Origin of the sequence: Streptomyces sp. NPDC032940, from assembly GCF_040636935.1 — a bacterium.
Lineage (GTDB): Bacteria > Actinomycetota > Actinomycetes > Streptomycetales > Streptomycetaceae > Streptomyces.
On the sequence record NZ_JBEZVJ010000027.1, the window covers coordinates 19,532 to 32,876 of the forward strand.

Sequence of the window (13,345 nt, forward strand, 5' to 3'; positions counted from 1 at the left end):
GTCAGCGGCCCGTCGCCACTTCCGCCGCCGTCTCCCCCGCCGCTTCGTCCTCCACGGTGCGGTCGCGCCCCGCGAGGACGCCGACGATCATCTGCGGCACCATGAGGGCGCTCATCAGCGCGATCGGCAGGCCCCAGCCGCCGCTGTGCTGGTAGAGCACGCCCACCAGGAGCGGTCCCGGGATGGAGATCAGGTAGCCGGTGCTCTGCGCGAACGCGGACAGCTGGGCGACGCCCGCGCCCGTCCTGGCGCGCATCCCGACCATGGTCAGGGCGAGCGGGAAGGCGCAGTTGGAGACGCCGAGCAGCAGCGCCCAGACCCAGGCGCCGCCGGCCGGGGCGAGGTACAGCCCGGCGTATCCGGCGAGGCCGCACACGCCGAGGACGACCACGATGGGACCCTGCTGGGGCAGGCGGGTGGCGACGCGCGGGATGACGAAGGCCAGCGGCACGCCCATCACCATGATGACGGCCAGCAGCAGACCGGCGGTGCCGGCGGACACTCCCGCGTCCCGGAAGATCTGCGCGGCCCAGCCCATGGTGACGTAGGCGGCGGTGGCCTGGAGGCCGAAGAAGACGGCGAGCGCCCAGGCGGTACGGCTGCGGGTGATCCGCAGGGCGGGCCGCTCGGCCGGCGTGTCCGTGTCCGCGGGGGCGGTCTCGGCGGGGGTCTCCTGGGCGGAGGGCGCCTGCCGGTCGCGTACGAACGGGATCCACGGCAGGACGGCCGCCGCCGCCAGCGCGGCCCACACGGCGAGGCCCGGCTGCCAGTCCCCGCCCAGTGCGTCGGTGACGGGCACGGTCGCCGCGGCGGCGATCGAGGTGCCGAAGGCGAGGGCCATCGAGTACAGGCCGGTCATGGAGCCGACCCGGTCGGGGAAGAAGCGCTTGACGATGACCGGCATCAGGACGTTGCTGACCGCGATGCCCATGAGCGCGAGGGCGCTGGCGGCCAGGAAGCCGGCCGTCCCGCCGGCGTACGGACGTATCAGCAGGCCCGCGGCGATGGCGACCATGCCCGCGCAGACCACCGCGCCGGGCCCGAAGCGGCGGGCGAGGCGCGGGGCGGTGACCCCGAAGACGGCGAAGCAGAGCGGCGGGACCGAGGTGAGCAGTCCCGCCACGCTGCCGCTCATCCCGAGCCCGTCGCGGACCTCCTCCAGGAGGGCGCCCAGGCTGGTGATGGCCGGTCGCAGATTGAGCGCGGCGAGGATGATGCCGAGCACGAGCAGGCGTGTCGTCCACGGGGTCCACGCGCGCGCCGAGGTCCGTCCGGGTCCCGTGGAGCCGGGTTCCCGGGCGTCGCGTGGTGCCGACTCGCCGACGGTCGTGGAGTTCAGCGTCCGGGTTTCCTCACTAGCCATGAGACCCATCATAGAATCATGGGATGATTGGTTGTCCACCTGCGGCCGTCCACGCCGTGGGATCCGTGTGCGAAGGTGAGCCATGCCCCTGAGCCATCCCCGTCGTTCGGCCCTGTCCGAGCAGGTCATCACGGCGTTGCGACAGCAGATCGCCTCGGGCGAGTGGCCGGTCGGCTCCCGTATCCCGACGGAGCCCGAGCTGGTCGAGCAGCTCGGTGTCGCCCGGAACACGGTCCGCGAGGCGGTCCGCGCCCTGGCCCACAACGGGCTGCTGGACATCCGCCAGGGGTCCGGCACGTACGTCGTGGCGACCAGCGAGCTGGCGGGCGTGATGCACCGCCGCTTCGCCGACGCCGACCCCCGGCACATCGCCGAGCTGCGCTCCACGCTGGAGTCGTCGGCGGCCCGGCTCGCGGCCGAGCGGCGCACGGAGAAGGACCTCAAGCAGCTCGACGCGCTCCTGGTGCGCCGGGAGGAGGCGTGGGAGTCGGGCGACGCGGAGGCGTTCGTCGCGGCGGACGCGACCTTCCACCTGGCCGTCGTGGCGGCCTCGCACAACGACGTGATGACCGCGATGTACGCGGACCTCGGCGAGGTGATGCGGGACTGGCTGCGCGAGGACGTGGGCAGCGAGCTGACGCCGGAGTCGCACATGGACCACACGCGGCTGGTCGACGCGATCCGCGCGTCGGACGCGGAGACGGCGGGCCGGGAGGCGGCTGGCTACCCGTTCCTGTGCCGCCCGGGCCGCCTCGGGAGCCCGGGCTCACCCGCCTGACGGGGACGTCAGCCGGCTCGCCGATGACTGACCCACGCACTCTCCACGTCCTTCCAGCACCGCCCGTCCAGCCGTACGGTCCGCGCGGGCCCCGCCTCGGCGGGCGGGCCGTCGCTGTCGAGGTCCCACCAGCGGGCGCACTCGATGTGCAGGCGCACCTCGTCGGTGTCCGGGTACGGGTTGTGGCAGTGGGCGGTCACGCCGGAGCCGTCGACGCGGATCCGGCACGTGGCGCCGAACAGCTCGGCGGGCGCGGCGTCGCGGTCGGGCACGCGCGCGTGGGACAGCGCTTCGCACGGCGGGAACAGCACGCAGGCGAGGGCGACGGTCGCTGAGGCCAGGCGGCGGTGGAGTGGACGCACAAGAGGACCTCCTCGGCCGTGCTGGGGAGGAAAAGCGCGTGGGGAACTCGTCCTTCAGCGTGCGTCGCCGCCCGCTCCGCCGCCCGGCCGGTTCGGCCGGACGGGTGACGACGCGAAGGGCCCGCGCCCCCGGCGGGACGCGGGCCCTTCGAGGGCGCTCGGTCAGGCACCGATGGCGTGCAGACCGCCGTCGACGTGGATGATCTCGCCCGTGGTCTTCGGGAACCAGTCGCTCAGCAGGGCGACGACACCGCGGCCGGCCGGCTCGGGGTCCTTCAGGTCCCACTCCAGCGGCGAGCGGTTGTCCCACACGGAGGCCAGCTCGCCGAAGCCCGGGATCGACTTGGCGGCCATGGAGCCGATCGGACCGGCCGAGATGAGGTTGCAGCGGATGTTCTGCTTGCCCAGGTCGCGGGCCATGTAGCGGCTGGTGGCCTCCAGGGCGGCCTTGGCCGGGCCCATCCAGTCGTACTGCGGCCAGGCGTACTGGGCGTCGAAGGTGAGGCCGACGACCGAGCCGCCGTTCTGCATCAGCGGCAGGCAGGCCATGGTCAGCGACTTCAGGGAGTACGCCGAGACGTGCATGGCGGTGGCGACCGACTCGAACGGCGTGTTCAGGAAGTTGCCGCCGAGCGCGTCCTGCGGCGCGAAGCCGATGGAGTGCACGACGCCGTCCAGGCCGCCGAGCTCCTCGCCGACGACGTCGGCCAGGCGGCCGAGGTGCTCGTCGTTGGTGACGTCGAGCTCGATGACCTTGGTGGGATTGGGCAGCTTCTTCGCGATGCGCTCGGTCAGCGTGGGCCGCGGGAACGCGGTCAGGATGATCTCGGCGCCCTGCTCCTGGGCCAGCTTGGCGGTGTGGAAGGCGATGGAGGACTCCATCAGCACACCGGTGATCAGGACGCGCTTGCCCTCGAGGATTCCGCTCATGGTGTTCAGTGACCCATTCCCAGTCCGCCGTCAACGGGGATGACGGCTCCAGTGATGTACGACGCGTCGTCCGAGGCGAGGAACCGCACCGTCGCGGCGATCTCCTCCGGCTGCGCGTACCGGCCGAGCGGCACCTGCGACACGATGCCCGCCCGCTGCTCGTCGGTGAGCACCTTGGTCATGTCGGTGTCGACGAAGCCGGGCGCGACGACGTTGAAGGTGATGTTGCGCGACCCCAGCTCGCGGGCGAGGGACCGGGCGAAGCCGACCAGGCCGGCCTTGGAGGCGGCGTAGTTCGCCTGCCCCGCGGAGCCGAGCAGTCCGACCACCGACGAGATCAGCACGACGCGGCCCTTCTTGGCGCGCAGCATGCCGCGGTTGGCGCGCTTGACGACCCTGAAGGTGCCGGTGAGGTTGGTGTCGAGGACGGAGGTGAAGTCCTCCTCGGACATGCGCATCAGCAGCTGGTCCTTGGTGACGCCGGCGTTGGCGACCAGGACCTCGACGGTGCCGTGCGCTTCCTCGATCTCCTTGTAGGCCTGCTCCACCTGCTCGCTGTCGGTGATGTCGCACTTGACGGCGAGGAAGCCCTCCGGCGGCTCACCCGAGCGGTACGTGATCGCGACCTTGTCGCCGGCGTCGGCGAAAGCGCGGGCGATGGCGAGGCCGATGCCCCGGTTGCCTCCGGTGACGAGAACCGAGCGGCTCAACGGATCACCCTTTCAGTTGCGGTCTGGTGGCCGCCCGACACCCGGATCGACGGGCGGCGATGACAGGCGGCTTCCTCGAAAACCTATCGGTCGGCGCCCGCGCGCGGGGAATCGGGCACCCACAGTGGCTCACCGCACTCACTGTCGGATCCCTACAGAAAGGCACCGCCCGGGGACGGAAAGGTGTGGTCCCCGTCCCCGCCGACGCGACATGATGCGGACGCGGCCCCCGGTATCGCCGCGGACGACCGGTCACGTCGACAGAAAGAGACGCAGGTGCCTCACAGCATCGACGAAGCCTTCACGGCACTCCCCCTACGCGCCCTCGCCGACGCCGCGCTCGCCCGTGCGCGGTCGCTGGGTGCCGAGCACGCGGACTTCCGGCTGGAGCGGGTGCGCAACGCCTCGTGGCGGCTGCGGGACGCCAGGCCCGCCGGGTCCTCGGACACCACCGACCTCGGGTACGCGGTGCGTGTGGTGCACGGCGGGACGTGGGGTTTCGCGTCCGGTGTGGACCTCACGCTCGACGCCGCCGCCAGGGTCGCCTCGCAGGCGGTGGCGATGGCCAAGCTGTCCGCGCAGGTCATCAAGGCGGCCGGGTCCGATGAGCGGGTCGAGCTGGCCGACGAGCCCGTGCACGCCGACAAGACCTGGATCTCGTCGTACGAGATCGACCCCTTCACCGTGCCCGGCGAGGAGAAGGCGGCCCTGCTGGCCGACTGGAGCGCGCGGCTGCTGGCGGCCGACGGGGTCGACCACGTCGACGCCTCGCTGCTCACCGTGCACGAGAACAAGTTCTACGCCGACAGCGCCGGGACCGTGACCACGCAGCAGCGCGTGCGGCTGCACCCGGTGCTCACGGCCGTGTCGGTGGACGACTCCAGCGGCGAGTTCGACTCCATGCGCACGCTGGCGCCGCCGGCCGGGCGCGGCTGGGAGTACCTGACGGGCACCGGCTGGGACTGGGACGCCGAGCTGGCCGAGATCCCCGGGCTGCTGGCCGAGAAGATGCGTGCGCCGAGCGTGGACCCGGGCCTGTACGACCTGGTCGTCGACCCGTCCAACCTGTGGCTGACGATCCACGAGTCCATCGGCCACGCCACGGAGCTGGACCGCGCCCTCGGTTACGAGGCCGCCTACGCAGGCACCTCCTTCGCCACCTTCGACCAGCTCGGCAAGCTGCGCTACGGCTCGGAGCTGATGAACGTCACCGGCGACCGCACCGCCGAGCACGGGCTGGCGACGGTCGGGTACGACGACGAGGGCGTCGACGGCCAGTCCTGGGACCTGGTCAGGGACGGCACGCTGGTCGGCTACCAGCTCGACCGGCGGATCGCGAGACTGACCGGCTTCGAGCGGTCCAACGGGTGCGCCTACGCGGACTCCCCCGCCCATGTGCCGGTGCAGCGCATGGCCAACGTGTCGCTGCGACCGGATCCGGGCGGGCTGTCGACGGAGGATCTGATCGGGGGCGTGGACCGGGGCATCTACGTCGTCGGGGACCGGTCCTGGTCGATCGACATGCAGCGCTACAACTTCCAGTTCACCGGGCAGCGGTTCTTCCGCATCGAGAACGGGCGGCTCGCCGGGCAGCTGCGGGACGTGGCGTACCAGGCGACGACCACCGACTTCTGGGGGTCGATGGCGGCCGTCGGCGGTCCGCAGACCTACGTCCTGGGCGGCGCGTTCAACTGCGGCAAGGCCCAGCCGGGCCAGGTCGCGGCCGTCTCGCACGGGTGCCCGTCGGCCCTCTTCAAGGGAGTCAGCATTCTCAATACGACGCAGGAGGCCGGTCGATGAGCGCGCGTACCAACAAGCCGCACGAGATCGTCGAGCGGGCGCTGGAGCTGTCCCAAGCCGACGGCTGCGTGGTCATCGCCGACGAGGAGTCCACCGCCAACCTGCGCTGGGCGGGCAACGCGCTCACCACCAACGGCGTCACGCGCGGGCGCACGCTCACCGTCGTCGCGACCGTCGACGGGCGGCAGGGCACGGCGTCCGGTGTGGTGTCGCGCTCGGCGGTGACCGTGGACGAGCTGGAGCCGCTGGTGCGGGCCGCCGAGGCCGCCGCGCGCGGCGCAGGGCCCGCCGAGGACGCGCAGCCGCTGGTCACGGGCGTGCCGGCGGCGCCCGACTTCACGGACGCGCCCGCCGAGACGTCGTCGGCCGTGTTCGCCGACTTCGCGCCCGCCCTGGGTGAGGCGTTCGCCCGCGCGCGTGCGGGCGGGCGGGAACTGTACGGCTTCGCGCGTCACGAGCTGACGTCGACGTACCTGGGCACGTCCACGGGTCTGCGGCTGCGGCACGACCAGCCGACCGGGACGCTGGAGCTGAACGCCAAGTCGCCGGACCGGACCCGGTCGGCGTGGGCGGGGCGTTCCACACGGGACTTCAAGGACGTCGACCCGGCGGCGCTCGACGCCGAGCTGGCCGTACGGCTCGGCTGGGCCGAGCGGCGGGTGGAGCTGCCCGCGGGCCGCTACGAGACGCTGCTGCCGCCGACCGCGGTGGCGGACCTGCTGATCTACCAGCTGTGGTCCTCCTCGGGCCGGGACGCGGTGGAGGGCCGCACCGTGTTCTCCACGCCGGGCGGCGGCACCCGCGTCGGGGAGCGGCTCGGCCAGCTGCCGCTGACGCTGCGCAGCGACCCGCACGAGCCGGGTCTGGAGAGCGCGCCGTTCGTGATCGCGCACTCCTCGGGCGGCGACCAGTCGGTGTTCGACAACGGGCTGCCGGTGGCGGCGACGGAGTGGATCCGCGCGGGCGAGCTGAACCGGCTGACCACCACCCGGCACAGCGCCGCCCTGACCGGGCTGCCGGTGGCCCCGGCGGCCGACAACCTCGTCCTGGAGGGCGGCGGTGAGAGCTCGCTGGAGGAGATGGTCGCCGGCACCGGGCGTGGGCTGCTGCTGACCTGCCTGTGGTACATCCGCGAGGTCGACCCGGCGACGCTGCTGCTGACCGGCCTGACCCGGGACGGCGTCTATCTCGTGGAGGACGGCGAGGTCGTCGGCGAGGTGAACAACTTCCGCTTCAACGAGTCGCCGGTCTCGCTGCTGGGCCGGGCCGCGGAGGCCGGGCGCACGGAGAAGACGCTGCCCAGGGAGTGGGGCGACTGGTTCACCAGGGCCGCGATGCCCGCGCTGCGGGTGCCGGACTTCAATATGAGCTCCGTCAGCCGGGGCGTATAACCTCGTACCTGATTCCGAGCCCACCTTAGGAGACAAGAGAACCGTGACGGACATCGTCGACGAGCTGAAGTGGCGCGGCGTGATCGCCCTGTCCACCGACGAGGACGCCTTGCGCAAGGCGCTCGCGGACGGTCCCGTCACGTTCTATTGCGGCTTCGACCCGACCGCGGCCAGCCTGCACGTCGGCCACCTGGTGCAGGTGCTCACCATGCGCCGGCTCCAGCAGGCGGGCCTGCGCCCGCTGGCCCTGGTCGGCGGTGCCACGGGCCAGATCGGCGACCCCCGCCCGACGGCGGAGCGCACGCTGAACGACCCGGAGACGGTCGCGAACTGGGTGACCCGGCTGCGCGGGCAGATCGAGCCGTTCCTGTCCTTCGAGGGCGACAACGCCGCGACGATGGTGAACAACCTGGACTGGACGGCCGGCATGTCGGCCATCGAGTTCCTGCGCGACATCGGCAAGCACTTCCGCGTCAACAAGATGCTGACGAAGGACTCGGTCGCGCGGCGGCTGGAGTCCTCCGAGGGCATCAGCTACACGGAGTTCAGCTACCAGCTGCTGCAGGGCATGGACTTCCTGGAGCTGTACCGGCGGCACGGCTGCACGCTCCAGCAGGGCGGCAGCGACCAGTGGGGCAACCTCACGGCGGGCCTGGACCTGATCCACCGGCTGGAGCCGCAGGCCCAGGTGCACGCGCTGGCGACCCCGCTGATGACCAAGGCGGACGGCACCAAGTTCGGCAAGACCGAGGGCGGCGCGGTCTGGCTGGACCCGGAGATGACGACGCCGTACGCGTTCTACCAGTTCTGGCTGAACGCGGACGACCGGGACATCTCGGGCTACATGCGGATCCTGTCCTTCAGGTCCCGCGAGGAGCTGGAGGAGCTGGAGAGGCAGACCGCGGAGCGTCCGCAGGCCCGGGCCGCGCAGCGCGCGCTGGCGGAGGAGCTGACGACGCTGGTGCACGGCGCCGACCAGACGGCCGCGGTGATCGCCGCGTCCAAGGCCCTCTTCGGCCAGGGCGACCTGACCGAGCTGGACGAGCGGACGCTGGCCGCTGCCCTCTCCGAGGTGCCGCACGTGCAGGTCGCCGAGCCGGCCCCGGTCGTGGACCTGTTCGCCGAGGTCGGCCTGGTGGCGAGCAAGTCCGCCGCGCGCCGCACGGTCAAGGAGGGCGGCGCCTACGTGAACAACGTCAAGGTCTCCGGCGAGGACGCCGTCCCCGCCGTGGAGGACCTGCTGCACGGGCGCTGGCTGGTGCTGCGCCGCGGCAAGAAGAACCTGGCCGCGGTGGAGGTCACCGGCGCCTGAGCACGCGCCCGAGGGGCGGTTCGCGGTGCCTCGCGGCGACCGTGGGCCGCCCCTTCGCCGTACGGCGTCAGGCGCGTTCCCGCCGCCTGTTGCCCCGTACGGCCATGTAGGCGGCGTCACCGACGGCGACGATGATGATCGCGGCGACGAGCTGGAACAGGTGCCGCCACCAGTCGATGCCGGAGGTCGCCTCGACGCCGACGCCGCGGGCGATCGCGTTGCCGGCGATGGCTCCGAGCATGCCGAAGATGGTGGTCAGCCACAGCGGGCTGTGCTGCTTCCCCGGAATGATCGCCTTGGCGATCAGACCGAGCACGAATCCGACGATGATCGCCCACAACCAGCCCATGGCTGCCTCCCTCGTACGGCTCTACACGAGCATTGCCGCCAGTCTTCGGCCGTACCGCGAACGGCGCACTCCGGGTACGGCCGAACGGGGCGTCCGCCTACGTGGCGCGGCGCATCCCGGGCGCGCTGGACGGCGGCGCCCCGGTCTCGTGACGGGCGCGGACGCGGCGTAACGTGGAGTCGTCCGGGACCGGGCTCCCCGAGCGGCCACGGACACGAGCGGGGCGGGGAGAGACCGATGCGGGCGGTTGGTGGAACGTGATGCGGAAGCTGGGCGGCGGGCAGGACACGGAGGTCTTCCGGATCACCGGGGCCCGTACGGGTCTCCAGGAGGACGTGCGCGGGCGGCAGCGCCGGTACATCATCTCGATGTCGGTGCGCACGGTTTCGGTCATCCTCGCGGCCTGCCTGTGGAACGTGGAACGGCACGTCGCGATCGTGGCGCTGGTCCTCGGCGCGGTTCTGCCCTACGTCGCGGTGGTGATCGCGAACGCGGGTCGGGAGAACGCGCCGTCGTTGCCGTCGACCTTCGTGACGATGCCGTCCCGGCCGATGATCACTGCCCCGCGGGCGGACGAGGGCCGTGCGGAATCCGTCCCGGAAGACGCGGCGTCGGGTCCGGGGGCAGGCTCGGCCGGGGAGCCGGACGGCCGCTCCTGACCACTGGGGAGGCCGTGTCCGGGCGCCCGGAGGCCGCCCGGGGCGGGCGTCGATTCCACGCCAGGCTCAAGAAGAGCTCAGATCAATCATGTTGTTCCGGTGCCGGGTGGAGGGTGACCCGTGACATACTTCGTACGCGCTCCGCATCCCCCGTCGGAGCGACGGACCGACGCCGGGCAGCTCCCCCCGTGGCTGCTCGGCGTCGCCTTTTTCCGTGAGTTGTGAGACGAACCTGTGAGTGACGAGTCGACCCCGATCTGCTCCGCCAAGGGCTGCCGCAGTGCCGCCGTGTGGGTGCTGGTCTGGAACAACCCGAAGGTCCACACGCCGGAGCGCCGCAAGACGTGGCTCGCCTGCGAGGAGCACCGTGAGCACCTGTCCCAGTTCCTCGGGGTGCGGGGCTTCCTGAAGGACGTCGCCCGCTTCGAGGACTGGCAGGCGACCGAGAGCTAGCCCCCGATCGCCGACATCGGCCGGTCGGGCTGGACGAAGGTCGGGTCGTCGAGGCCCGCGCCCGCCTTCTTGCCCCACATGGCCAGCCGCCAGATGCGGGCGATCTCCTCGTCCGGGGCGTCGGAGCGCAGGGCGGCGCGCAGGTCCGTCTCCTCGGTGGCGAACAGGCAGGTGCGCACCTGGCCGTCGGCGGTCAGGCGGGTGCGGTCGCAGGCCGAGCAGAACGGGCGGGTGACGGAGGCGATGACGCCGACGCGGTGCGGTCCGCCGTCCACCAGCCAGCGCTCGGCGGGCGCCGAGCCGCGCTGCTCGGAGCCCTCGGCGGTCAGCTCGAAGCGGGTGCGCAGGGAGGCCAGGATGTCACCGGCGGTGACCATGCCCTCGCGCTTCCAGCCGTGCTGGGCGTCCAGGGGCATCTGCTCGATGAAGCGCAGCTCGTAGTCGTGCTCGACGGCCCAGGCCAGCAGGTCGGGGGCCTCGTCGTCATTGAGGCCCGGCATGAGGACCGAGTTGACCTTCACCGGGGTCAGACCGGCCTCGCGGGCGGCCGCCAGGCCCTCCAGGACGTCCTTGTGGCGGTCCCGGCGGGTGAGGGTCTTGAAGACGTCCGGGCGCAGGGTGTCCAGGGAGACGTTGACCCGGTCCAGGCCCGCGGCCTTCAGGGCCGTCGCCGTGCGCCGGAGGCCGATGCCGTTGGTGGTGAGGGACATCTGGGGGCGCGGCGAGAGCGCGGCGACGCGCTCGACGATGCCGACCAGGCCGGGCCGCAGCAGCGGCTCCCCGCCGGTGAAGCGGACCTCCTCGATGCCGAGGGAGGTGACCGCGATGTCGATCAGGCGGACGATCTCGTCGTCCGTGAGCAGGTCGGGCTTGGCCAGCCACTGCAGGCCCTCTTCCGGCATGCAGTACGTGCAGCGCAGATTGCAGCGGTCGGTCAGCGAGACCCTCAGGTCGGTGGCCACTCGGCCGTAGGTGTCGATGAGCACGGGTGCCCCCTCCTCGACGCGGATCGGCGGAGCGTTTCTCACCTCCGACACCTGCGAGCCTACGTGACCGCGCCGACAACGACATCGGCGCGATCCCTACGACGTACGGCGCGGCCCCGTCGTAGGGATCTACGACGGGGCCGCGCGGTGTGGCTCAGTGGGCGCCCGTGCCGGTCAGCGACCGGACCTCGAGCTCCGCGTACTTCGCCTTGTCGGGCTCCTCCTTCGACAGGACCGTGCCGAGCCAGCCCATGAGGAAGCCGAACGGGATGGAGATGATGCCCGGGTTCTTCAGCGGGAACCAGGCGAAGTCGACGTCCGGGAACATCGCCTTCGGGTCGCCGGAGACGACGGGCGAGAACAGCACCAGGCCGACGGCGACGATCAGGCCGCCGTAGATCGACCAGAGCGCGCCCTGAGTGGTGAACCGCTTCCAGAACAGGCTGTACAGGATGGTCGGCAGGTTGGCGGAGGCCGCGACCGCGAAGGCCAGGGCGACCAGGCCGGCCACGTTCAGGTCGCGGGCGAGGGCGCCGAGCGCGATGGAGACGATGCCGATGAAGACGGTCGCCCAGCGGGCCGCCTTCATCTCCTCCTTCTCGGTCGCCTGCCCCTTGCGGATCACGTTGGCGTAGATGTCGTGCGCGAAGGAGGAGGACGAGGCGAGGGTGAGGCCGGCGACGACGGCGAGGATGGTCGCGAAGGCCACCGCCGAGATCGTGGCGAGCAGGATCGCGCCCCAGGCCGAGTCGACGCCGCCGACGTGCAGCGCGAGCAGCGGCGCGGCCGTGTTGCCGGACGGGTTGGACGCGATGATCTCGTCCTTGCCGATGAGGGCCGCGGCTCCGAAGCCGAGGGCGATGGTCATCAGGTAGAAGGCGCCGATGATGCCGATCGCCCAGTTCACGGACTTACGGGCGGCCTTGGCGTTGGGCACGGTGTAGAAGCGGATCAGGATGTGCGGCAGGCCGGCCGTGCCGAGCACCAGGGCGATGCCCAGGGAGATGAAGTCCAGCTTGGAGGTGCCGGTCGCGCCGTACTGGAGGCCCGGCTCCAGGAAGGCGGAGCCCGCGCCGCTGTTCTCGGCGGCCTTGCCGAGCAGGTCGGAGATGTTGAAGTCGAACTTCAGCAGCACCAGGAAGGTGATCAGGATGGTGCCGCCGATCAGCAGCACGGCCTTGACCATCTGGACCCAGGTGGTGCCCTTCATGCCGCCGATGGTGACGTAGACGATCATCAGGACGCCGACGAGGGCGACGATGAGGATCTTGCCCGCGTCGGAGGTGATGCCGAGCAGCAGCGAGACGAGGACGCCCGCGCCGGCCATCTGGGCCAGCAGGTAGAAGATCGAGACGACGATCGTGGAGGTGCCCGCGGCGGTGCGCACGGGGCGCTGGCGCATGCGGTACGCGAGGACGTCGCCCATCGTGTAGCGGCCGGAGTTCCTCAGCGGCTCGGCCACCAGGAGCAGGGCCACCAGCCAGGCGACGAGGAAGCCGATCGAGTACAGGAAGCCGTCGTAGCCGAAGAGGGCGATGGCGCCGGCGATGCCGAGGAAGGACGCGGCCGACATGTAGTCGCCGGAGACGGCGAGGCCGTTCTGGAAGGCGCTGAACTGGCGGCCGCCCGCGTAGAAGTCCGCGGCGTCCTTGGTCTGGCGGCCGGCCCAGACGGTGATGAACAGCGTCGCGACGACGAAGACGGAGAAGAGCGTGATGATGAGCGGCCGGTGCTCGCTGGCCTCGTTGGCGGCCAGCTCGGCGGCGAAGACGGTCTGTGCGGGGCTCATGCGCCGCCCTCCATCCGGGACTTGATGGCCTCGGCCTTGGGGTCGAGCTTCGCGGCGGCGTGCCGCGAGTACCACCAGGCGATGAGGAACGTGGTGACGAACTGGGCGATGCCGAAGACGAACGCGACGTTGATGTTGCCGAAGAGCTTGGTGCCCATGAAGCCGCCGGCGTAGTTCGACAGCAGCACGTAGAGCAGGTACCAGGCGACGAAGGCGATCGTCAGCGGGAAGGCGAAGGAGCGGAAGGTGCGGCGCAGTTCGGCGAACTCCGCACTCTGCTGCACCTCGGAGAACTCCTCGGGGGACGGGAGTCGGTGTTCCTCTTTCGAGGGGGGCGGCGGTGCGTCGGTGGCCACGGAGTCTCCTCGTACGACGGACATGACGGCTTGGACCTCGGTGTTCTCACGGGGGCCTGATCGTGCTCGGGCTCCCTGTCCAACGACACGGCGCCCCAGGGGGCCCG

General features: G+C 71.5%; 14 protein-coding genes. 6 read left to right on the top strand and 8 right to left on the bottom strand.

Annotation, left to right across the window (positions count from 1 at the left end; genetic code table 11):
- Position 1 precedes the first annotated feature (1 nt).
- Positions 2-1,375, bottom strand: a complete 1,374-nt coding sequence (locus AB0E77_RS26730) for a CynX/NimT family MFS transporter (protein ID WP_361574980.1) — start codon at positions 1,373-1,375, stop codon at positions 2-4.
- A gap of 70 nt (positions 1,376-1,445) precedes the next feature.
- On the opposite strand from AB0E77_RS26730, the gene AB0E77_RS26735 reads away from it, so the two are divergent.
- Positions 1,446-2,141: a FadR/GntR family transcriptional regulator gene (locus AB0E77_RS26735; protein ID WP_361574982.1), complete on the top strand. Its 696-nt coding sequence runs from the start codon at positions 1,446-1,448 to the stop codon at positions 2,139-2,141.
- 8 nt (positions 2,142-2,149) lie between these two features.
- Here the strand turns inward: AB0E77_RS26735 and AB0E77_RS26740 are convergent, their stop codons facing one another.
- The 3 genes from AB0E77_RS26740 to fabG form a co-directional block, all read right to left on the bottom strand.
- A complete protein-coding gene (locus tag AB0E77_RS26740) occupies positions 2,150-2,503 on the bottom strand; it encodes a hypothetical protein (protein WP_361574985.1) in 354 nt (117 codons plus the stop codon).
- A gap of 162 nt (positions 2,504-2,665) precedes the next feature.
- On the bottom strand, positions 2,666-3,433 hold the full coding sequence (gene fabI, locus AB0E77_RS26745; RefSeq protein WP_361574988.1) for an enoyl-ACP reductase FabI: 768 nt from the start codon (positions 3,431-3,433) through the stop codon (positions 2,666-2,668).
- Positions 3,434-3,438: 5 nt separating this feature from the next.
- A complete protein-coding gene (gene fabG / locus AB0E77_RS26750; RefSeq protein ID WP_189228506.1) occupies positions 3,439-4,143 on the bottom strand; it encodes a 3-oxoacyl-[acyl-carrier-protein] reductase in 705 nt (234 codons plus the stop codon).
- A gap of 276 nt (positions 4,144-4,419) precedes the next feature.
- Between fabG and AB0E77_RS26755 the strand changes: the two genes are divergently transcribed.
- The 3 genes from AB0E77_RS26755 to tyrS are packed head-to-tail and all read left to right on the top strand — an operon-like array spanning position 4,420 to position 8,646.
- Positions 4,420-5,943 (top strand): TldD/PmbA family protein, encoded by a 1,524-nt coding sequence (locus AB0E77_RS26755; RefSeq protein WP_361574991.1) that lies wholly within the window; start codon positions 4,420-4,422, stop codon positions 5,941-5,943.
- Positions 5,940-7,334 carry a metallopeptidase TldD-related protein gene (locus AB0E77_RS26760; RefSeq protein WP_361574994.1) on the top strand — a complete coding sequence of 465 codons (1,395 nt, stop codon included), beginning with the start codon at positions 5,940-5,942 and terminating at the stop codon, positions 7,332-7,334. Before AB0E77_RS26755 ends, AB0E77_RS26760 begins: the two co-directional genes overlap by 4 nt.
- Positions 7,335-7,377: 43 nt before the next feature.
- On the top strand, positions 7,378-8,646 hold the full coding sequence (gene tyrS / locus AB0E77_RS26765; RefSeq protein ID WP_361574997.1) for a tyrosine--tRNA ligase: 1,269 nt from the start codon (positions 7,378-7,380) through the stop codon (positions 8,644-8,646).
- A gap of 67 nt (positions 8,647-8,713) precedes the next feature.
- Here tyrS and AB0E77_RS26770 read toward each other — a convergent pair whose 3' ends face one another.
- Positions 8,714-8,995: a GlsB/YeaQ/YmgE family stress response membrane protein gene (locus tag AB0E77_RS26770; protein ID WP_361575000.1), complete on the bottom strand. Its 282-nt coding sequence runs from the start codon at positions 8,993-8,995 to the stop codon at positions 8,714-8,716.
- 260 nt (positions 8,996-9,255) lie between these two features.
- Here AB0E77_RS26770 and AB0E77_RS26775 point away from each other — a divergent pair, with 260 nt between their 5' ends.
- Positions 9,256-9,654, top strand: a complete 399-nt coding sequence (locus AB0E77_RS26775; protein ID WP_361575003.1) for a DUF3099 domain-containing protein — start codon at positions 9,256-9,258, stop codon at positions 9,652-9,654.
- A gap of 234 nt (positions 9,655-9,888) precedes the next feature.
- Entirely contained in the window at positions 9,889-10,107 is a 219-nt protein-coding gene (locus AB0E77_RS26780) for a hypothetical protein (RefSeq protein WP_361575006.1), read from the top strand.
- Here AB0E77_RS26780 and moaA read toward each other — a convergent pair.
- From moaA to AB0E77_RS26795, 3 genes are all read right to left on the bottom strand, one after another.
- Entirely contained in the window at positions 10,104-11,093 is a 990-nt protein-coding gene (gene moaA, locus AB0E77_RS26785; RefSeq protein WP_361575218.1) for a GTP 3',8-cyclase MoaA, read from the bottom strand. The genes AB0E77_RS26780 and moaA overlap by 4 nt on opposite strands.
- A gap of 154 nt (positions 11,094-11,247) precedes the next feature.
- The gene (locus AB0E77_RS26790) at positions 11,248-12,882 is read right to left on the bottom strand and encodes a cation acetate symporter (protein WP_361575009.1); all 1,635 of its coding nucleotides are present in this window, start codon (positions 12,880-12,882) and stop codon (positions 11,248-11,250) included.
- On the bottom strand, positions 12,879-13,238 hold the full coding sequence (locus AB0E77_RS26795) for a DUF485 domain-containing protein (protein WP_361575012.1): 360 nt from the start codon (positions 13,236-13,238) through the stop codon (positions 12,879-12,881). The genes AB0E77_RS26790 and AB0E77_RS26795 overlap by 4 nt, the downstream gene beginning before the upstream one ends.
- Between the last annotated feature and the right edge of the window lie 107 nt (positions 13,239-13,345).